At 63.7% G+C, this 20,477-nt stretch carries 18 protein-coding genes; 4 read left to right on the plus strand and 14 right to left on the minus strand.

Annotation, left to right across the window (positions count from 1 at the left end; translation table 11 throughout):
• Positions 1 to 7: 7 nt before the first annotated feature.
• The 12 genes from GDN70_RS23800 to GDN70_RS23855 form a co-directional block, all read right to left on the minus strand.
• Positions 8 to 1,126: a helix-turn-helix transcriptional regulator gene (locus GDN70_RS23800; protein WP_152103112.1), complete on the minus strand. Its 1,119-nt coding sequence runs from the start codon at positions 1,124 to 1,126 to the stop codon at positions 8 to 10.
• A 107-nt stretch (positions 1,127 to 1,233) separates the two neighbouring features.
• Positions 1,234 to 2,352, minus strand: a complete 1,119-nt coding sequence (locus tag GDN70_RS23805; protein WP_152103113.1) for a helix-turn-helix transcriptional regulator — start codon at positions 2,350 to 2,352, stop codon at positions 1,234 to 1,236.
• Between the two features lie 144 nt (positions 2,353 to 2,496).
• Positions 2,497 to 5,019 carry an autotransporter outer membrane beta-barrel domain-containing protein gene (locus GDN70_RS23810; protein ID WP_152103114.1) on the minus strand — a complete coding sequence of 841 codons (2,523 nt, stop codon included), beginning with the start codon at positions 5,017 to 5,019 and terminating at the stop codon, positions 2,497 to 2,499.
• Between the two features lie 224 nt (positions 5,020 to 5,243).
• Entirely contained in the window at positions 5,244 to 5,492 is a 249-nt protein-coding gene (locus GDN70_RS23815; RefSeq protein ID WP_038970945.1) for a hypothetical protein, read from the minus strand.
• A 122-nt stretch (positions 5,493 to 5,614) separates the two neighbouring features.
• Complete coding sequence (locus GDN70_RS23820; RefSeq protein ID WP_038974169.1) at positions 5,615 to 6,580, minus strand: AraC family transcriptional regulator; 966 nt, start codon at positions 6,578 to 6,580, stop codon at positions 5,615 to 5,617.
• A gap of 238 nt (positions 6,581 to 6,818) precedes the next feature.
• Positions 6,819 to 7,970 (minus strand): LuxR C-terminal-related transcriptional regulator, encoded by a 1,152-nt coding sequence (locus tag GDN70_RS23825; RefSeq protein WP_038970946.1) that lies wholly within the window; start codon positions 7,968 to 7,970, stop codon positions 6,819 to 6,821.
• Positions 7,971 to 8,273: 303 nt separating this feature from the next.
• A complete protein-coding gene (locus GDN70_RS23830; RefSeq protein ID WP_028145205.1) occupies positions 8,274 to 8,774 on the minus strand; it encodes a hypothetical protein in 501 nt (166 codons plus the stop codon).
• 90 nt (positions 8,775 to 8,864) lie between these two features.
• Positions 8,865 to 9,311 carry a MaoC family dehydratase gene (locus GDN70_RS23835; protein WP_038970947.1) on the minus strand — a complete coding sequence of 149 codons (447 nt, stop codon included), beginning with the start codon at positions 9,309 to 9,311 and terminating at the stop codon, positions 8,865 to 8,867.
• A 380-nt stretch (positions 9,312 to 9,691) separates the two neighbouring features.
• On the minus strand, positions 9,692 to 10,114 hold the full coding sequence (locus GDN70_RS23840) for a hypothetical protein (protein WP_018319784.1): 423 nt from the start codon (positions 10,112 to 10,114) through the stop codon (positions 9,692 to 9,694).
• Between the two features lie 12 nt (positions 10,115 to 10,126).
• Entirely contained in the window at positions 10,127 to 10,348 is a 222-nt protein-coding gene (locus tag GDN70_RS23845) for a hypothetical protein (RefSeq protein ID WP_018319783.1), read from the minus strand.
• 142 nt (positions 10,349 to 10,490) lie between these two features.
• Positions 10,491 to 11,309 (minus strand): lytic murein transglycosylase, encoded by an 819-nt coding sequence (locus tag GDN70_RS23850; RefSeq protein ID WP_038946356.1) that lies wholly within the window; start codon positions 11,307 to 11,309, stop codon positions 10,491 to 10,493.
• A gap of 36 nt (positions 11,310 to 11,345) precedes the next feature.
• The gene (locus tag GDN70_RS23855) at positions 11,346 to 13,199 is read right to left on the minus strand and encodes an NAD(P)/FAD-dependent oxidoreductase (protein WP_152103115.1); all 1,854 of its coding nucleotides are present in this window, start codon (positions 13,197 to 13,199) and stop codon (positions 11,346 to 11,348) included.
• A gap of 176 nt (positions 13,200 to 13,375) precedes the next feature.
• On the opposite strand from GDN70_RS23855, the gene GDN70_RS23860 reads away from it, so the two are divergent.
• The 3 genes from GDN70_RS23860 (at position 13,376) to GDN70_RS23870 (ending at position 17,517) form a co-directional block, all read left to right on the plus strand.
• Entirely contained in the window at positions 13,376 to 15,001 is a 1,626-nt protein-coding gene (locus tag GDN70_RS23860; protein ID WP_028145210.1) for a long-chain fatty acid--CoA ligase, read from the plus strand.
• A gap of 161 nt (positions 15,002 to 15,162) precedes the next feature.
• On the plus strand, positions 15,163 to 16,275 hold the full coding sequence (locus GDN70_RS23865; protein ID WP_038970949.1) for a glycoside hydrolase family 172 protein: 1,113 nt from the start codon (positions 15,163 to 15,165) through the stop codon (positions 16,273 to 16,275).
• 30 nt (positions 16,276 to 16,305) lie between these two features.
• Positions 16,306 to 17,517 (plus strand): acyl-CoA dehydrogenase family protein, encoded by a 1,212-nt coding sequence (locus tag GDN70_RS23870; RefSeq protein ID WP_038970950.1) that lies wholly within the window; start codon positions 16,306 to 16,308, stop codon positions 17,515 to 17,517.
• 57 nt (positions 17,518 to 17,574) lie between these two features.
• Here GDN70_RS23870 and GDN70_RS23875 read toward each other — a convergent pair whose 3' ends face one another.
• Positions 17,575 to 18,483, minus strand: a complete 909-nt coding sequence (locus GDN70_RS23875; RefSeq protein WP_038970951.1) for an amino acid ABC transporter substrate-binding protein — start codon at positions 18,481 to 18,483, stop codon at positions 17,575 to 17,577.
• Positions 18,484 to 18,642: 159 nt separating this feature from the next.
• Positions 18,643 to 19,062 carry a nuclear transport factor 2 family protein gene (locus GDN70_RS23880; RefSeq protein WP_028145214.1) on the minus strand — a complete coding sequence of 140 codons (420 nt, stop codon included), beginning with the start codon at positions 19,060 to 19,062 and terminating at the stop codon, positions 18,643 to 18,645.
• A gap of 143 nt (positions 19,063 to 19,205) precedes the next feature.
• On the opposite strand from GDN70_RS23880, the gene GDN70_RS23885 reads away from it, so the two are divergent.
• A complete protein-coding gene (locus GDN70_RS23885; RefSeq protein WP_038970952.1) occupies positions 19,206 to 20,447 on the plus strand; it encodes an amidohydrolase family protein in 1,242 nt (413 codons plus the stop codon).
• Positions 20,448 to 20,477 lie beyond the last annotated feature (30 nt).

Below are 20,477 nucleotides of genomic sequence, written 5' to 3' on the forward strand. Positions count from 1 at the left end.
CTGCGCATCAGTGCAGAAGCGGATTGGAGAATCCCGCTGCAAGCTTGACGAGATCGGCCTGACGGGACACGCCGGTCTTGGCGAAGACGCGATGAAGATGCGTCTTCACCGTCGTCTCGGCGATCCCCAATGCGAGCGCGGTCTCCGGCACACCGCCGACCTCGACGATCGATTGCAGAACCCTGAGTTCCGCGGGCGTCAGCTCGAACGTGCGGTCGATCAGGCCGGCACATGAGCGGCTGTCGAGTTCCGCCTTCCAGACAAGCAAGGCCCCGACGGCCGATGTGCGCTCGGTCGCGCCATCGCGCAGCAGCGAGGGCAACGCAATCACGTGCGCGACGTAGTGCGAACCGTCGTGCGACGTCAGAGGGATCTTTCGACCTTCAGCGGCCGCCAAGGCCACCTCTCCCGGATCGCGGAAGATATTGCGCAGGGCCAGATTGGCCTCGGAAGATCTCGTCACCAGCCTGCCCGAGATCGAGCGCAGGACATCGTCCGCGGCCAGGATCGTCTCGGCCGCCGGATTGCTGTGGACGATCCGGCAGGCTGCGTCGAGCAGGATGACGCCGGCATTCAGGCGGTCCACGACGTCGGCCAGCGCGGTCGCGCGCTGCTGCTTCCGCTCGATCGCGCGGTTGATCATGAGCGCGCGGCTCGCATGCGGGACCAGGAACTGCATTCGCGCGCGCTGCTCGGCGCCCAGCATCTCCCTGCCGGGGATGACGGTCAGCAACATCGGGCACGGCGACTTCGACTGCTCCAGCACCACATTGGCGACGTCGATGCAGCCCTGCGGGCGCAGCCATTCCTGATAGAAACGCCCGCGGCGGTACTCGTCGAAATTCACGAGGTCCGGAATGTTGCGCACCTCGCCATACCCAGGAAGCCGGGCGAGCGGATCGTACCGGGAGTAGGTTTCGGAATAGAGCTGGATGTAGTGCGGATCGACTCCGCAATAATAGTGGGTCGCCCCGGACTTGCTGACCGTATCCTTCGAAATCAGGCCGCAGGCCTGGCTGCCGATGAACGCATTGAGCTTGACCACGACGTCGCTCCACAACTCAGGGTGGAGTCCTGCATCATAGATGCTCTCGATCAGCTCGGAATGTCGTGGAGGTCGGAGCATCGGAAGAGCCAATGGTCAAATTCGGAGATTTGCGGAATGATCTTCGTGCCCGGCGGCTCCTGTGAGTCTGTCGCGGGAGAAAAAGGTTCAACGCCGACGGCGGTTTGTCAGTGGACGAGCGGATTGGCAAATCCCGCCGCGAGCTTGACCAGATCGGCCTGCCGGGACACGCCAGTCTTGGCGAAGACGCGATGCAGATGCGTTTTCGCGGTCGTCTCCGCGATACCGAGCGCGGCCGCCGTCTCCGGGATGCCGCCGATCTCGACGATCGACAGGAACACGCGGAGCTCCGCCGACGTCAGCTCGAAAGTTCGCGCGATCAATTCGCCGCAGGATTGTCCACCGAGCGACACCTTGCGCACAAGCAGCGCACCGGCGGCATCGACCATGCGCTCGCTGCCGTTGCGCAGCAAGGACGACAACGGCAGCATGTGAGCGACGTAGCGCTCGCCGGTGGCGGACAATAGCGGAATCGCATGGCCGCCTGCGGCAAGCGATGTGCCGTCGCGGCGGCCTGCAAACGCTTTGCGCAGCGCCTGATTGGCCTCAGTGCTGCTGGTCACGAGTTGCCCGGCAACGGACCGCACCAAATCATCGGCCGCGAGCAGGTCCTGACCGGCCGAATTCGCATGCACCAGGCGGCAGAAGCCGTCGAGCAGGAAGATCCCGACCGTCAAATTGTCGAGGACATCAGCCAGTGCCGTCGCCAGCGTCAGTTGCGCGGTCATGGCGCGGTTGATCAGCAGCGCGCGGCTGGCGTGCGGCACCAGCAGCGAGAGGCGCTGCTTCATGCGCCGATCGACCATGCGGCGGCCCGACAGCACGGTCATCATCACCGGGCAGTTCGCATTCGACATCTCGAGCACGACATTGGCCGCGTCGCTGCATCCCTGCGGCTGCATCCATTCCTGGTAGAAGCGCCCGCGCCGGTACTCTTCGAAATTGACGAGATCGGGAATGCTAACAATCCTGCCGTGTGGCGGCAGGACCGTCAGCGGATCGAACTTCGAATGGGTCTCGGCATAGAGCTGGATGTAGTGCGGGTCCGCCCCGCAATAGTAATGCGTGACACCGGATTTGCTGATCGAATCCTTCGAGAACAGCCCGCAGGCCTGGCCGCCGACGAAATCCCGGATGCCGGCCACCGCGCTATTCCACAGCGAAGGATCGAGCCCGGCATCGTAGATGGACTCGACGAGATCTGGCAGCTTTTGCGATCCGTGCATGGCTCAAATTGGCACTGAATGATCAATGCCGGGGAGCATAACACAACCGTAGCATGCGACATCCTCCGATCGGAGGAGGCGCCGGCCGGGCGGATGGCGCCCGGCCGGCGGCATCGCGTTCGAGCCGCCAGGGCTGATGCCGGCTCAGAACGCGACGCGAACGCCACCCTTGGCCGTGCCGGTGCGGCTCTGATCGGACATCATCATGCCCTCGACCGCGCCAAACACGGACACGTTGGGCCCGGTGCGGTAGTCGAAGCCGAGGCCGGCGACGGCACCGACCGTGCTGCGACTGCCCGGGGTGACGAACGACAGATTCTGGCCGAGCAGCACCGTGTTGACGGTGGTGTCGCCGACGCGCTGGAGCGCGATGACACCGCCATGGATGTTGGCCTTGAGCTCGCCGCCGGCAATGCTCGTCACCCGCGAGAGATCGACCTCGCCGCGCTCCTCGAAGTCCTGCAGCGTGCGGCCACCGACCGACAGCCCTTGCGCCGAACCGGTCTCGCTGTAGCCGTCGAACCGGCCCGCGACATAACGCAGCCGCGCGGTCGGCGTCAGCACGTAGCCGTTGCCGATGTTGAGTCTGTAGCCGTAGGCGACCTCTGGACTCACGTACCATCCGCTGTAGTTCGCGGCTGCCGTCTCCATGCCGCCGACGACCGCGTTGTTCAGCACCAGCCGGCGCGACCTGTTGTCGGCATTGCCGCCCTGGATCGTGAGGTCGAAGAACTGCGAAGCCCATTCGAACCGGCTGTAAGCGCCAGCAAACACGTAATTGGTGTCCACCGACTGCGAATTGAGATCGACCGAGAGGCCGCCCTGCCCGCCACCGAGGAAGGCGCCGACCAGCCAGTTCGGCTGCACCTTCCGGTCGATGCCGATGGCCCCGCCCCACGCCGTCGAGGTCGCGCGCAGCGTGGAGGTGGTCTCGTCCTGAATGCGCTGGCCGCCGAAGCTGTTGGCCCAGACCGTGATCGGCGCGGGATCGGTCCACAGGCTGCGCGGCGCCTTGGTGAAGGGTCCGGCCTGCGCCGTCTCGGGGGCATAGGCCATTGCCATCATGTTGCTGCCGGCCGGCCCAGCGCCGCCGCTCAGGCGGCCCTGCACCAGCGAGGAGACGCCGCCGGTGAAATCCATCAGCGTGCGGTCGGTCTGTGCCGGCGCGGTCGGATCGAGGGTGGCGAGTGTGCCGCCGGCAAAGACCTTCGGGCCATCGAAGCCCCCGCTGTTGGTGTTGATGGTGCCGTTGAAGTTGACGAAGGTCGGAAGCTCGATGCTCGTCAGCGACGCCACCCGGCTGCTCAAAGGGACGAAGTTGACGTTGACGACGTCGGCACCGAAGCCGAAATCGACCACACCGTTGATCTTCGAGCCCGGCAGCAGCGTCACCGTGTCGGCCTTGCTCGACAATTTGATTGCCGTCCCGCTGGTGCCAGTGATCGTACCGGAATTCGTGATGTTCGCCCCGTCGCTGGAAGAGATGCCCGTACTGGCGATCATGGTGCCGGAATTGATGACGTTGGCCTGGATCGCGGAGATTCCGGTGCCGCCGAGGTTGGAGGCCTGAAGAAGGCCGGTGTTCGTCACATTGGCGACGTTGGCGCTGACGGCTGCGCTATCCCCAATGATGGACCCGGAATTGTTGACGTTGCCGACGAGTGCATTGACGCCGCGATCTGCCGTGACTCTTCCGATATTGTCCAGGTTCACCGTGCCGGCGCTCATGCCGGAGCCGAGTATCGACGCAATCAGCCCTGTGTTGGTCACAGTGACGCTCGTACCAAAGATCGCGCTCGATACGCTAGTTATCGTGCCGCTGTTCGTCACGCTTGCCGCGAGGTCGGCGCGAATGGCGTTGCTCGCGCCGCCGTCGGCACCAATGGTGCCGGAGGCGAAATTGGACACGTTGACGTTCTTGCCGGACACGCCGAACACGTGACCGGCGATGTTGCCTGCGTTTGCCATCGTCACCACACCGGAGGCCTCGATCGCGCCGCCGGTCGCTGCAATCTGCGAAATGATACCGGAGGCATCATTGGTGATGTTGAGGGTCGTACCCTTGATGCCGCGGGCATCTCCCGAGATCGTTCCGGTGTTCGAGACCACGTTGACCGTGGTACCGTTGATCCCGATCGTATCGGGCCCGACGCCGGCGATCGTGCCGGAATTTCGCACAGTGGACGTCGTGGCTTCGACCCCGCTCCCCCTTCCCCCGGCTTCGCTCGCAATCATGCCCGCATTGTCGAGCGTGAGTGTCGACGCCAGAATCGCATGAAAGCCGGTGATCGTGGCGCCGCTGAGATTCGACACCGTCAAACCGAGGCCGCTGAGACCCGACGCCAACGCGCCGTCGATGATGCCGGCATTGATGATAACATTGCCATCGCCGCTCTGGATGCCGAAGGCGCTTCCGTGCACCTTGGCCCCGGCCTCGATCCGATAGATGTTGTTGTCGTCCAGGCTTGTCCCATATCCGTTGTTGGGGGCCTGCTGAGCGTCGACATCACCCGAGCAAACGATGGTCGCATTGCTGACCGGTGCCGCCGGCGTGCACGCAGCCTCGACCCGATCGACGGCCAGCAGCGGCGCAGCGAACACCAGAAAGCGCATCGATCGCCGCACCAAATGCCGCTGCACCAAGTCGCCAAGAGCCGTCACATTCATCGCCTTCGTTCCCCAGAAAACCTCGCGCTTGATGGCAGCGCAGGCATGGTGATGCCGGACTCCTCCATTGGAAGGCGCTCGGCAGCGAACCCTGGATTCGCTAAACGCTAAGGTAGAAGCACGCCAATGGCCCGACTTGGACGGAAACGACCGCGCTTCAGCCGAGAACGAACCGAAGGCGCTTCGTTCCGCACTGGTGCAGAGTTGCTACACCGAAGCGGCACTCACGCCTGGTCCCAACCCTGTTTCTCGGCGCACTCCGCCCAGACCGGCGCGCGATAGATTTCGCGGCCGCTGTTGTCCCTGACGCGAATCCAGGCGTCGCGATCGCGCAGATCGTCGCGCCAGACGAAGAGATGTTTTGCCGTCTCGTTGGCCACCACGAATGTCGCTTCCGCACATTCGAACACCATGCCGCCCGGGTCGATCTTCACGATGTTGCCTACCAGGAGGTCGAAAAAGAAACGGCGCATTCAATACTCCGGCTGCGGATGCCGCACGCAACGCTTGGGTCATGGCTTCGCGATCAAGGATCACGTCGGATCCCTGTCTGCTGGCTGAAATCGGCAGTTGGCTGAAATCCAGTGGCGCGCCGTCACGGCATCTCGCCGCTCCTGATGTCACTCGGCGTCGCGTTATAGGTGCGCCGGAAGCAGCGGTTGAAATAAGAGAGATCGCCGAAGCCGACATCGTAGGCGATCGAGCTCACCGTTCGCCCGGCATATCCCGGTTCCCGCAGCATGCGGTGCGCGCGCTTGACGCGCTGCTCGATCAAGAAGGAAGAGAACGTCTTGCCGTCGGCCTCGAACAGGCGCTGGAGATAGCGCGGCGTCACGCCGAGCTCCTGGGCAACCGAGGCCACTGACAGATCCTGCCGCCAGCAATTGTTGGCGATGGAGACTTTCGCCTTCTGGAGCCGCGCCGCCTTGACGCCGCGCCGTCCGGCCAGCTCCCGCGCTTCTCCGGTGGCACCGAGGACGAGCGCCAGCAGATCGTGCAGATGCCCGACCCCGAGCTGCCGCAGCACGGGCGTCGCGAACGCCTTCTCCCGCACCAGCGTCACCGCGTAGTCGACCAGCAGCCTCAGTCCGGCGGAGCTTTCAGGCATGATGCGCATCACGGCATCGTCGACGTCCACGATCATCGGCGCCAGCACGCGCCTCGGCACGCGCAGCGAGAAGCAGCTTCCCAGCAACAGCCGCTCGAACGTCGTGACGTCCTCCGCGCTCGTCAGCACCGCCTCTCCTGCATGAAGCCTCAGATCGTGTCCCCGCTCGGATATGCCGAGAACGCCGGACCTGTTCACGATCAGGGCGAGGCTGTCGTCGCCATCGGCCACCAGCTGCTTGGTGCGAATGACCCGCGCTCCGCACAGCCCCCCGATCAACAACTGGGCTTCCGGCAGGACATGAGAGGTGAAGCTCGCCGCGGCCGGCTTTCCATCCCTTGCCTCGACCTCCGCCTTCAGCACCCCGCGGCAATAGAAATCGCGAAGCAACGGGATGCGCTCGTTTTCGGGAATTTCGTTCGTTGAAACATTGAGAACGGAAAAATCAACCATGCTGCTCACTGCAATCTCTCCAGCCGACGAGCAGACCCGGCCACGCGCTGTCGTTTCCTCCACACGCGCGTTCGATGCCGTTGTGGCAAGCTTCGCGGCGCTCGCTGCTCTTCAATTATCAGAAGCGCGATATACGAAAGTCTCGAATGACTCGCGTCCTGCATTCGGATGACCCGCGAGCGCGGATCATCACAATGGATTGAGAACGCGGCACGTAACATCGAGGCATCGCAATGAATCACGCAACGCTGTCATCGCCGTTCGTTCGCAGCGCGAACGGCACGGCAAAGCCGGCGGCGATCTTCACCAGATCAGCCTGCCTGCCGGCGCCCGTCTTCTCGAACAGGCGACCGAGATGCGTCTTCACCGTCGTCTCGGCGACGCCGAGTTTTGCGGCGATGTCGGGAACACCGCCGGTCTCGATGATCGCCATCAGCACGCGCAATTCAGACGGCGTCAGCCTGAAGGCTGCTGCGATCGCGTCGGCTGCGAGCAGCGGCAGCATGGAAGCTCTTTGAACGAAGAGCATCGTGGCTGCAATGTCCCGCGGCAGGCTGCGATCCCGCTTCAGCGGAAAAGCATGGAGCAGATAATGCTGCCCATCGGCCGACGTCGCAAGTTCGATCTGACGACGAGCGGCAGAATGTGTGCCTTCATCGAATTCGCACAGGCTGCGGAATATTTTATCGGTCTGGGTGTTGCGGGCCACGATCCGGTCACCGACGATCGCAAGCAGATTGGCATCGGCGAACAACTGGCGGCATGCCGCGTTGGCATGAACGACGCGGCCGTCCGCATCGAGCAGGCAGATCGCCGTGTTCAATCCGTCGAGGACGTCGGCAAGGTCGTCCACCGTATGCGAGCGCGCCCTGATCTGCCGGCCCATGATCTGCGACCGATGGATGTGCGGAGCGAGCAGCCGCATGCGCTCGCGCATCGCATCGTCGACGGTTCCACGGGAGCGGTGGCGCAACACCTGCAGGATCGTGGTGCGCGCGGCCGTCTTCTCGAGCGCGACGGTCGCGAGGTCTATCGCCCCCTGCGGTTCCACCCACTCGCGATGGAAGCTCGTCTCGAGAAAATCAGCATGGGACATGATGTCGGTCACGCCGATCGTCTGTTCGGACGCGAGGGTGAGGTGACGGTCGAGCAGAGGATCGAGCTCCACATACCGGTCGCGATAAAGCTGGCGGAAGCGGGCGTCGGTTCCAAAATGCTGCTGAATCTCGATCGTAAGCCGTGCTGAATCCCTGGACAGGATCATCGCGGCGCAACCACCGACGAACTGCAAAACCTGTTCCAGCGCGCCGCTGCGCAAGGCGGGGTCAACCGCCGCGTCGTAAATCTCGCCGATGAGAGACGAGAACCGGTTTGCCTGATGGGTCGTCATCGGACGGACGACGCGATCTGCGTGCGGCCCGTCCGAGACGGAGAGCTCGCGATCCGGGAACTGACGGAGAAGACGGGCCGGTCAATTGCCGCCTTCGACGAGGAAAAAACGTTGCAGCCAGATGCTGGAATATCGAACATCGTCCTTGCGTAACGTCAACCGCAGGGTGCGGCTTGGACTGTTTCGCCAAAGACTAGGATAAATGCGAACAGCGCGCGGACTGTGTGCGATGAGTCACGCGCCGGTTCGCTGCCGCCCGCTTCGTTGCCACGTCCTGCCCGCTTCACGGCCGGCAGCGGCAACCTATTTCCGATTCTCCTCGCAGAACTTCAACGCGGCCAGCGCTTCGCCGGCACGCGGTACCTGCATCTCGATACTGTCGTCGTCATCGTCCTCGAAATCGAGCGTCAGGCGTCTCGCCTTCGACAGGCGGTCCATCATCGACTGGTCGTACTCGAAGATGCCGCGCACGGTGGTCTTGTCCATGACCTCCCACTTCGCCTTCTTCATGATGTCCGCATCGTCAGTGCCGACATCGGCCCGAAGGATCTCTCCGACCTTCTCCCATTCCCAGCCATCATAGATCATCACGATCACGATCGCCTTCTCGGAATAGGTGATCACGATGACGTAGTCGCGGTTCTCGTCCTCCTTGTCCTTGTAGCCACGGCTCGCATTGCAATGCGTGTCCTGCGTGCGCTTTTCGATGGTCCAGTCGCCGACCTTGGATTGTTGCGCAAGCGCCGGTCCGGCGCTTAAGGCGCCCGTCGCGATCAGCAAAGCGGCAAGAAGGAATCGTTTCATGTCAGCCTCCAGCGCGTTCCCCGGGCCGAGATGACCACCTCCGCGGGAGGGCCGCAAGGGCTTACCCCGGCAGAACGGCGGCGCCCGTGCCTATCCCCGCCGCGGCACGATCGCGATGGGAGTGAAGGTGTAAACCTCCTCGCCGCTCTGGTTGAACATGGTCCATTTCACCAGCGCGATACCCTGCGGCTTCGACTTCGAGGGCGTCAGGCTCATCACCTCCCCAACCAGATGCAGGCGATCATTGGGCCGTACCGGCATCGTCCAGCGCAGGCCGTCGACGCCGGCGCCGATCAGCGGATGCGGGCCGAACGGGCGTGTCTGGATCGCGAGATTCATGGCTATCGCCGCGGTGTGCCATCCCGATGCCGCCAGGCCCTTGAACAGGGTCGCCTTGGCCGCCTCGTGGTCGAGATGCATCGGCTGCGGATCGAACTCGGCCGCGAAGCGCTTGATGTCGGCCTCGATGACCTCGACCTCGGGGGACCTGAACCGCATTCCGATCGCCAGATCGTCGAACCATTCGACCTGCGCCATGATTTTGCCTCGCAATGTCGTGCGCCGCCTTCGAAGAGACGGCCAAAGGGCTCCAGCAATGGCGGGACCGCAGCGCACAAAACCAGCCCCGAGGTTCCCCGCGAAACCCCTTTCCCGAGGCGACGAAACACCGCTGAAACAGATGGCCGCTTAAGTCGTTGTCAAAATAAATACAGGGACGGCTACCATGCAATTCCTTCTCGACCTGATCTACGACTATTCCTGCTGCCGCAACCTCGTTGCCCATTCAATACGGGAGGACGAGCTATGATCGAGCTGATCTCGGGCCTGCTCGCCCTTTGCAGCGCCGGTGTCTTTGCGGCGCACGCGCTGGACGCCTACCGCACCACACATCACTGACCGCTTCGCCGTTTCGGCCGCTAGAAAGGCCGCCGGTAGAAGTGCTCCGAATGCGTTGCCGGCGGAAACCGGTTGGCGAGAGAGAGCGCGCCTGTCTCGTCGGTCTCGAGCGCGATCTTCTGCGCCAGCATCACGTCGCCCGGCACCAGGAAGCCTGACGGGACGAAGCACCATCCCATCGTGGCGCGGCCCTCGCCGTCGATTTCGTGGACATTGGCGGCGGTGCCGTAGTGAATGCGATAGGTCTTGCCGGTGTCGCATCCAATGACGTCGAAATACCGGTGCTCTTCGAATTGGGCGCGCTGTGCGGGCGAGAGCCAATCGAAGAGCAGCCGGCGACCACGGGCATCCGGCGTGTTCTCGCCGAAGAAGCGCCGATACAGTTCACGCAGCGCATGCAGACGCGCACGCGCCGGCGCGCGGAGCCAAACCGCCGTAATCATGAGCAGCTCAGATCAACCGCCGACCAGGCGGGGATAGAACAGCGTTTCCTGCGCGGTCGGGTCGAACGATCTGATACGAGTGACTTCGCCGGGTCCGTTGCGAAGGGCCGCGGTGAAGCCGGCTCCAGTCAGCTCCCGAAAGCGCCGTTCGGCTCGCGCCAGCGCTTCGGCATTGCCAGGATCAAACTCGTGGCGCGTATCGCCAGTCTGGTCCATCACGATCTGGGTTGCCATGTTGAGTCTCCTCATGCCCAGCCCTGAATCTGATCAAAGCAAACCTCGTGCCCTCGGTTCCTGATGGCAACAACTTTCTCATGTCGGCGCATCACGCCTTGCTGAGCAGGAGCGTTTTTCGAGCGAAGTGGACGGGTTTTCGTCAGCGCGAGGCCGCCGCTCCGCCGCCCTCGTCGATCTGCCGGCCCATCAGTGCGATCGCCTTCTGATAAACGCCGGCCGCATTCCAGGCCTCGATGGCGACGAAATTCGGCTCGCCCGGCTGGTAACCGGCTCCTGCTTTCCAGCCATGACCTTTAAGGAAATTCGCGGTCGAGTTCAGCGCGTTGGCGGCCACCTCGAGGTTGCCGGTGCCATAGGCCAGGATGTTCTTGGGCATGAACTGGGTCTGGCCGACCTCGCCATGCATGGAGCCGCGGGTCGCCCCCGACAGCGTGCCGCGGTCGACCAGCTTCAAGGCCGCGTAGAGCTGGTCGGTGAAGAATTCAGGACGGCGGCAGTCATAGGCCAGGGTTGCGATCGACGACAGCATGTTCTGGTTGCCGCGCTGGCTGCCGAAACCGGTCTCCATGCCCCAAATCGCGATCAGCGGGCCGGGCGGGACGCCATAGCGCTGCTGGATGGAGGCGAACAAGGCAGCCTGCGACTGCTTGAGCTGGCGCCCCTTGGCGACGATAGTGGTGGCGCCGCGCTTGGCGAGAAACTGGTCGAGCGTCAGCGAAAAGCTGCGCTGGCCGCGGTCGGCCGCGATGGTGGCACTGGCGTAGTTGGTCTGCATCAGCGCCGAGAGCGCGGTCTGGCCGATGCCCTTGCCCTGCGCCTCTGCGCTGAACTCTCGTTTCCAGGCCTCAAAACCCGCCGGCGAGCTGCCGCATTGCGCGGCCGCGGCGGCGGACGCCAGGCACCCGAGCAGCGCCATCGCACCAACAACCGCTCCCGCAACAGCCCTGCCCGTGGTCATACCCAATCTCCCGTCCTGTAACCGATCGGCGCAACCTTACCCGGAGGAACGCGCCGACTCCATGGCCTGATCATAGGACAATTCGAGGCCGTCCAGATTGCCTTCCTTCCGCCATTTGTCGAGCAGCCGCAGGAAGGCCACCGGCCCGCGCCAATATTGGCTGTTTCTTGCCGCGATCGGATCGAACACGCCCTCGTTGTTGTAGTAACCGGGCGTGCATTCGGCGAGATAGGTCTGGCGGCCGAGCGCGGCCTTGACGACCTCCTCGACCCAGGCGTTTTCCGCGGCCAGCGTCGGCTCCAGCGTTCGGGCTTTGCGCTTGCGCGCTTCGGCGATCACATAGGCGATGTGCTGCGACTGCTCGTCGATGATGTGCGGGAAGTTGGCGCTCTGGCCGGCCTGCACCGTGACGATCAGGAAGCAGTTCGGAAATCCGCGGCTGTAGAACCCATGCATCGTCTTGACGCCGCCTTGCCAGCGCTCGGTCAGGCTCATGCCGTCGCGGCCGTAGACCTCGAAGCCCATGCGGCGGGCGTAATCGGTGCCGACCTCGAAGCCGCTGGCATAGATCAGGCAGTCGAGCTCGTAAGCCTTGCCGCCAGCCACGACGCCGTTCTCGGTGATGCGATCGACCCCCTGCCCTTTGGTGTCGACGAGATGCACGTTGGGACGATTGAAGACATCGAGATATTCGTCGTGGAAGCACGGCCGCTTGCAGAACGCCTTGTACCAGGGCTTGAGCGCGTCCGCGGTCGCCGTGTCCTTGACCACCGCATCGACGCGGGCGCGGATCTCCTCCATCTTGCGGTAGTCGGCCTGCTCGATGACTTTCAGCGCCTCTTCCATCGAGGTCACCGGCTGCGGCTGCCGACGCGGCGCCAGCAGGATCTCGCCGAGCAGGCCGGTCCAGCCGTCCTGCACCAGGTCCCGTTCGACCGGCTCGCCGGAGATCACGGCGGTGAAATTGTCCATACGCTCGCGCTGCCAGCCGGGCCTGAGGCTCTGCGCCCAATCTTGATCCGTCGACCGGTCGTCGCGCACGCCGATCGCCGACGGTGTGCGCTGGAAGACATAGAGCTCCTTCGCAGCGCGTCCGAGATGCGGCACGCATTGCACGGCGGTGGCGCCGGTGCCGATGATGCCGACGCGCTTGTCGGCAAGTCCGGTCAGACCACCATCCGCATTGCCGCCGGTGTAGCCGTAGTCCCACCGACTGGTATGGAAGCTGTGGCCCTTGAAGGTCTCGATGCCGGGAATGCCCGGCAGCTTCGGTCTGCTGAGCGGACCTCCGGCGAGAATGACGAAACGCGCACGGATGCGATCGCCCCGATCGGTCTCGACCAGCCAACGCGCCTCCTGCTCCTGCCATGCCATTCGCGAGATGACGGTCTGAAACAGCGCGCGATCGTAAAGACCGAAATGGCGGCCGATGCGACGGGAGTGCTCGTAGATCTCCGGCGCGCGCGCATATTTGCGCACCGGCATGTAGCCGGTCTCTTCCAGCAGCGGCAGATAGATGTAGCTCTCGGTATCGCAGGCGGCGCCAGGATAGCGATTCCAGTACCAGGTGCCGCCGAAGTCGGCCGCCTTTTCCACGATGCGGAAATCATCGATGCCGGCTTCGCGCAAACGCGCGGCACAGAGCAGCCCGCCAAAGCCGCCACCGACGACGAGCACTTCAGTCCCTTCACTGACAGGTGCGCGCGCAAATCCGGGATCGGCCCAGGGGTCGTCGAGGTAGCGGCCGAATTCCCCTGTTACCTCGACATACTGGGCCTTGCCCTCGGCACGCAGACGGCGGTCGCGCTCGTCGCGGTAGCGCGCGCGGAGAGCTGCAATATCGACGGTAGGTTCGCCGGCTGCACCGGTCTTGTGTCTTTCCGCTGACATGCATTTCCTCCACGGAGAACGCTGCTTCGCCGGCAGCTCGGATCAGTTAGCCCTGAAAAAGTGACGCATGCAATCGCGTCCAATGCTTTTTGCGTGAACGCCGCGCGACGTTCCGCTAACCTCACGCGCAAATCACAAGGGCAACGCCACGCAACGACGTGGCCGTGGAGGAGACCATGCAGGGATTGATGATGGACATGCCGCTTCTGATCAGCGGCCTGATCCAGTATGCCGCGGACTATCACGGCGAGGCCGAGATCGTCGCGCGCGAGATCGAGGGCGACATTCATCGCTACACTTATGCCGATGCCCATCCGCGCATCAAGCGCATGGCGCTGGCGCTGAAGCGGCTCGGCATGAATCCGGGCGATCGCGTCGGCACGCTGGCCTGGAATACGCATCGTCATTTCGAGATGTTCTATGCCGCGCCGGGTATGGGCTATGTGCTGCACACCGTCAACCCGCGGCTGTTTCCCGAGCAGCTCGTCTACATCATCAACCACGCCGAAGACCGCCTGCTGTTCATCGACCGCGCCACGCTGCCGATCGTCGAGGCGATCGCGCCGCAGCTCAAGACGATCGAAGCTTATGTCGTGATGTCGTCGCGCGAGCGGATGCCCGAGACCAAGCTCGCCAACGTGCATTGCTACGAGGAGCTTCTCGACAAGGAGAACGAGGCCGGCTTCACCTGGCCGGAGTTCGACGAGAAGTCCGCCTCCACCATCTGCTACACGTCCGGCACGACCGGCAATCCCAAGGGCGTGATCTATTCGCACCGTGCCGCGATCCTGCAGACCATGACCTGCTGCAATTTCGACTTCCTGCCGGGACATGTCGAAGGCGTGCGCGAGGTGATGATGCCGATGGCGCCGCTCTTCCATGGCAATGGCTGGAACATGCCGTTCACGGCTCCCTACACCGGATCGAAGCTGGTGCTGCCGGGCCGCAACTACGAGCCCGACAAGCTCTATGAATTGCTCGAAGGCGAGAAGGTGACGCTGTCGGCGGGCGTACCGAGCTTCTGGCTGATCCTGCTCGACTGGCTGGGCCGCACCGGCAACAAATTCTCCACGCTGCGGGCAACGTTGTCGTCGGGCTCGGCGCCGCCGCGCGCCATGGTCGAGAAACTGAAGCGCGACTACCATATCGACTACATCCAGGCCTGGGGCATGACCGAGGCGCTCGGCTGCTCGATGCCGGGCTTAAGGCCCGGCTCGGAGCATCTCGGCGACAAGGAGAGGTTCGACCGGCGCCAGGTGTCTGGCCGCGCCTGCTTTGGCACGAGCTTGCGCATCGTCGACGACAGCGGCGCCGAGTTGCCACGCGACGGCAAGTCCGTCGGCCATTTGCGCGCTCGTGGCCCCTGGGTCGCCTCCGGCTACATGAAGCTAGACGAAGGCCTCGACCGCGACGGCTGGCTGATCACCGGCGACATGGCGGTGATCGACCCACAGGGCCACGTCACGCTCACCGACCGCTCCAAGGACGTGATCAAGTCCGGCGGCGAATGGATCTCCTCGATCCAGCTCGAGGACGTCGCCTTGTCTCACCCCGACGTGCTTCAGGCAGCCGTGGTCGCGATCAACCATGAGAAATGGCAGGAGCGTCCCCTCCTCCTCGTCGTCCGCAAGAAGGGCGCGACCGTCGACGGCAAGACGCTGCTCGACCATATGCGCCCGAAAATCGCGAGCTGGTGGATGCCGGACGCGGTCGAATTCCTCGACGAATTCCCGATGACGGGGACCGGCAAGGTGTTGAAATCGGCTCTGCGCGAGAAGTTCAGGGAGTATCGCGTCGCGTGAGCCGCGCGCAGAGGCGTCGACCTTGTAGCCCGGATGGAGCGCAGCGCAATCCGGGCTACGAAGGCGGACATCGGTCGTCTTCCCTGACGCCATCATCTTCACCTTTTGGTCAATTCAGCGACGATATATCGGGAGGTCGCTAACCCCGCATCGAGGACATCATGGCGTTTTCCGGATTGGGCCTGCATCTCGGCAATCTGTCGCGCCTGTCGAACGCGCAGACGCGTTCGATCAGCCCCGAGAACTTCACCGGCGAGAAGGGCAAGGGCGGCATGTCCGTCGATGGCCCCGCCGCCCGCCAGGCCCGCGATCTCGGACAGGGCTGGAAGGTCTCGCCCTACGTCGTCATCGAACCGGGCACGACCTTCACGCTCGGCGACATCGCCGGGCAAGGCGCGATCCAGCAGATCTGGATGACGCTGGCGCGCGGACGGCTGCGGCATTCGATCCTGCGCATCTACTGGGACGACCAAACGCTGCCGAGCGTCGAGTGCCCGGCCGGCGATTTCTTCGCTTGCGGATGGGAAGAGTTCGCGCAGGTGTCCTCCCTCGCGGTCTGCGTCAATCCCGGCCGCGCCTTCAACTGCTATTGGGAGATGCCGTTTCGCAAGCGCGCGCGCTTCACGCTCGAGAACCGCAGCGAGGAGCAACTCACCGTCTACTACCAGATCAACTACACCCTGACCTACGTGCCGGAGGACTGCGCCTACTTCCATGCCCAATTCCGCCGCACCAACCCGCTGCCTTACAAGGAGGTCTATACCATCCTCGACGGCATCAGCGGCGCGGGCCACTATGTCGGCACCTACATGGCCTGGGGCGTCAACAACAACGGCTGGTGGGGCGAAGGCGAAATCAAGTTCTTCATCGACGGCGACGGTGACTTCCCGACGATCTGCGGCACCGGCACCGAGGACTATTTCTGCGGTGCCTATAATTTCGATCCCTATGTCGCCCATTCCGGCCAGGGCCAGCAATCGCGCTACCAGGAATTCACCACGCCCTATGCCGGCCTGCCCCAGGTGATCCGCCCCGACGGCGTCTACAAATCGCAGCAACGGTTCGGCATGTATCGCTGGCACATCCCCGATCCCGTGCGCTTCCACTCCGATCTGCGTGTGACGATCCAGGCGCTGGGCTGGTTGCCGGGCACCAAGGAGGCCAAATACCTTCCGCTGCAGGACGACATCGCCTCCGTCGCGTTCTGGTATCAGACGCTGCCGACGGCGCCCTTCCCGAAACTGCCCGGCCCGGATTATCTCGAAATCGGCTGATCCTGCCGCCGATCAATAAGGAGACCAGAGATGCTTTACCCGATGTCGCCAAAAGTCGTCGAGCTCAAGCGCAAGCTCGAGAGCTTCATGGACCGGCACATCTACCCGAACGAGGAGCGCTTCTATCGCGAGGCGGAAGAGCTGGGACCCTGGAAGGTCTATCCCGTCGTCGAGGAGTTGAAGCCGCTGGCGCGTGCGGAAGGTCTCTGGAATCTGTTCCTGCCGGAGTCCGGCCATGGCGCAGGCCTGACCAATCTCGAATACGCGCCGCTCTGCGAGGTGATGGGCCGATCGCATCTGGCGCCCGAAGTGTTCAACTGCTCGGCGCCCGATACCGGCAACATGGAGGTGCTGGAGCGCTACGGTTCGGAGAAGGACAAGGAGCGTTGGCTGAAGCCGCTGCTCGCAGGCGAAATCCGCTCCTGCTTCGCCATGACGGAGCCTGCGGTCGCCTCATCCGATGCGACCAACATCGAAAGCTCGATCGTGCGCGACGGCGACCATTACGTCATCAACGGCCGCAAATGGTACACGACCAACGCAACCGATCCGCGCTGCAAGATCTGCATCTTCATGGGCAAGACAGACCCTGACAATCCCGACCGCCACAAGCAGCAATCGATGATCCTGGTGCCGATGGACACGCCGGGCATCGAGGTGAAGCGCCCCCTGCCCGTGTTCGGCTTCTACGGCGTGCCTGACCGGGCGTCCGAAGTCGTCTTCACCAATGTGCGGGTCCCCAAGGAGAACATGCTGCTCGGCGAAGGCCGCGGCTTCGAAATCGCGCAGGGCCGCCTCGGCCCCGGCCGCATCCACCATTGCATGCGGCTGATCGGCCTTGCCGAACGCACGCTGGAGAAGATGTGCCGCCGCGCGCGCAGCCGCGTCGCCTTCGGCAAACCGGTCTCCGAGCAAACGGTGACGCAAGAGCGCATTGCAGAATCCCGCATCATGATCGAGCAGGCCCGGCTGCTCACGCTGAACGCGGCCTACGCGATGGACACCGTCGGCAACAAGGTCGCGAAGGCGGAGATCGCGATGATCAAGGTCGCCGTGCCCAACATGGCCTGCCAGATCATCGACTGGGCGATCCAGGCCCATGGCGGCGGCGGCACCTCGAACGATTTCGGTTTGACGCAGGCCTATGCGACCGCGCGTTTGCTGCGGCTTGCCGATGGACCGGATGAGGTGCACCGAAACCAGATCGCCCGGTTCGAGCTGAAGAAATATTCGAACGCGTAGATCCGGTGTTCGCCGAGGGCGCGCGGGTCGTTTCCCGCGCGCCTCGGCGCCCTCGCCTCAGTTCGCCAGATACACGTCCGGATCTGCGCTCCAGCTCGGCTTCTTGAAGGCGTTGCGCAGGGCGGGCGACATCGGGACGTTGTAGTTGAGGCCGTTCGGCGGCGTCGGGGACTGCAGCCATTTCTTGTAGAGCACCTCGATCTCCGGGCTTGCATAGAGCTCCGCAGTCGCGCGGTCGGCGAGCGCCTTGAACGGCGCATCCTCCCGCCGCAGCATGATGCCGTAGGGCTCCGGCTTGGAGAACGCCTCCTCGCTGATCATGAAGGCTTGCGGCTCCTTCGAGCGCGCAATCGCGACCGCGAGCTGCACGTCGTCGAGTGCGTAGGCCTGGGCGCGGTCGGTTTCCAAGAGCAGGAAGGCCTCGGCCTGATCCTTCGCCGGCATCAGACTGATGCCGAGATTGCGTTCCGTATTGACCTTGGCGAGCTGCGTCAGATTGACTGAGCCGGCCACGGCCGTGACCGCCTTGCCCTTGAGATCGTCGATGGTGTTGATCTTTGCTGCCTTCTTGGCTGCAAAGCGCGTCGCGCTGAGGAAGTGCGTGTTGGTGAAGGCGACCTGCTTCTGGCGGTCGGCGTTGTTGGTGGTCGCCGAGCAGTGCAGATCGAGCGTGCCGTTGACCATCAAGGGGATCCGGTTCGACGAGGTCACGGCGAGCGTGTCGACGACGATGTCGGGCATGCCCAGCTGTTTCTTCACGGCATCGACGATCCTAAGGCAGATGTCCATGGCGAAGCCGACCGGCTTCTGGTTGCCGTCGAGATAGCTGAACGGGACCGAGGCCTCCTGATAGCCCAGGGTGATCTTTTTGGTCTCCTTGACCTTCTGGAGCGTGCCCGACAAATCTTCGGCTGAAGCTGCGCCTGCAAGACATGTCAGGGCCAGGATAACGGTGGGTAGACGCATCGGCTGCTCCTAAAGGGGCTCGCGCCTCCATGCCGGGCGCAATCGCGGGATTTGATAGCGCAGGCGCACGCCAGCCGCCAGATGGGCTCGCGCCTATCAGCTATCGCAGCTTTCGATATGACGAGCGGCCGTTCGGCTCCGCCTGTGGCGTGACGGACCTTACGCGTCGATGCCGCGCTGGACCAGGATGCGCTCGGCGCTATCGTTCCAGACATCCATCCTGGTGATCTTGCCATTGCGCACCACGAAGCGGTCGACGTAACGGTTGCCCTCGAACGGGGTCCCATCCTTCCATTCGCCGTAGAGCGTACCGACGCTGTAAACCACGGTCTCGCCGTCGCCGGGGCAGACGTCGAACCGGTCCATCTTCTTCTTGACCCAGCGGTAGCGCTTGGCGTTGAAGCCGGTCGGGCCGCGCGGATGATCGAACTCGCGCCCGCCGGTGAAGGTGATCACGGTGCCCGGCGCCATATAGGTCGCCGCAGCGTCGGGATCGGGAATCATCGATGCCGTGAGATAGGCCTCCACGATCGCGGCGTCGGACAAATCAGCAGTTTCGGCTCTGGCGGCAACGGACATGGCAGGCTCTCCTGGGTTCGCGGAATATTACCGCCACTGTCGCGCAATCCATGCATATATTTTGAACATTTGCCTCGCTACACTGCCGACAATCTGGAGCCGCCGATCCCGGCTGATTGCTCTAAATTCCGTCCGCAAGAGCCATGATCACCCAGCCCGCCTTCGACCTGATCTTCCGTAACGCGCTGCTCCGATCATCCGCCGCGCCCGTCGACATCGGCGTGAAGGGCGGCCGGATCGCCGCGATCGCGCCGAAGCTCGCCTGCGAAGCGGTCGAGGTCGATATCGGCGGTCACCTCGCCCTGCCCGGCTTCGTCGACACCCACATCCATCTCGACAAGGCCTGCCTGCTCGACCGCTGCGGCCACGATCACGGCAGTCTCAGTGACGCCATCCGAGCCGTATCGGCGATGAAACGCGACTTCACCGTCGAGGACGTCTACGCCCGCGGCGCCAAGGTGCTCGAACGCGCGATCGTGCACGGCACGACGCACATGCGCACGCATGTGGAAATCGATCCGCGGATCGGCCTGCGCAGCTTCGAGGCGGTGAAGGCGCTGAAGCGCGACTATGCGTGGGCCCTCGACCTGTCGCTCTGCGTGTTCCCGCAGGAGGGGCTCACCAACGATCCCGGAGCCGAGGAGCTGCTGGTCCGGGCGCTACGCGACGGCGGCGAGACGATCGGCGGCTGTCCCTATACCGACACCGATCCGACCGCGCATGTTGCGCGCATCTTCGACCTCGCCCAGGAATTCGACGTCGACGTCGACCTCCATCTGGATTTCGATCTCGATCCCTCCTGGTGGCATCTCGACGAGGTCTGCCGCCAGACCGAGCGGCGCAACTATCACGGCCGCGTCGCGATCGGCCATGCGACAAAGCTCTCGGCATTGCCGCCCGAACGGATGAAGGCTGCCACCGCACAACTGGCAAGAGCCGGCGTCGCCGTCACCGTGCTGCCCGCGACCGATCTCTATCTCATGGGGCGCGAAGCCACCCACAACGCTCCGCGCGGGCTGACCCTCGCCCACAAGCTCGCGGGCGACGGCGTGGTTTGCTCGGTCGCGACCAACAACGTCCTCAATCCCTTCACCCCGTTTGGCGACGCCTCATTGCTGCGGATGGCGAACTTCTACGCCAATGTCGCACACGCTTCGGTCGGGGATTTCGACACCTGCCTCGATCTCGTGACCGAGCTGCCCGCGCGGCTGATGAACCTCGACGATTACGGCATCAAGGTCGGCAATCCCGCCGATCTCATCGTGCTTGATACGCAAGACAGCCGCTTCGCCATCGCCGAGCTGCCCGACGTCATGATGGGCTTCAAGGAGGGCCGACAGACGTTTGCACGGCAGCGGCCCACTCTGTTCCGGCCTGGGGCCTGAACGCGTTTCCGGTCGAATCTCCAACGGTAA

Source organism: Bradyrhizobium sp. TM102 (assembly GCF_009176685.1).
GTDB classification, from domain to species: domain Bacteria; phylum Pseudomonadota; class Alphaproteobacteria; order Rhizobiales; family Xanthobacteraceae; genus Bradyrhizobium; species Bradyrhizobium ottawaense.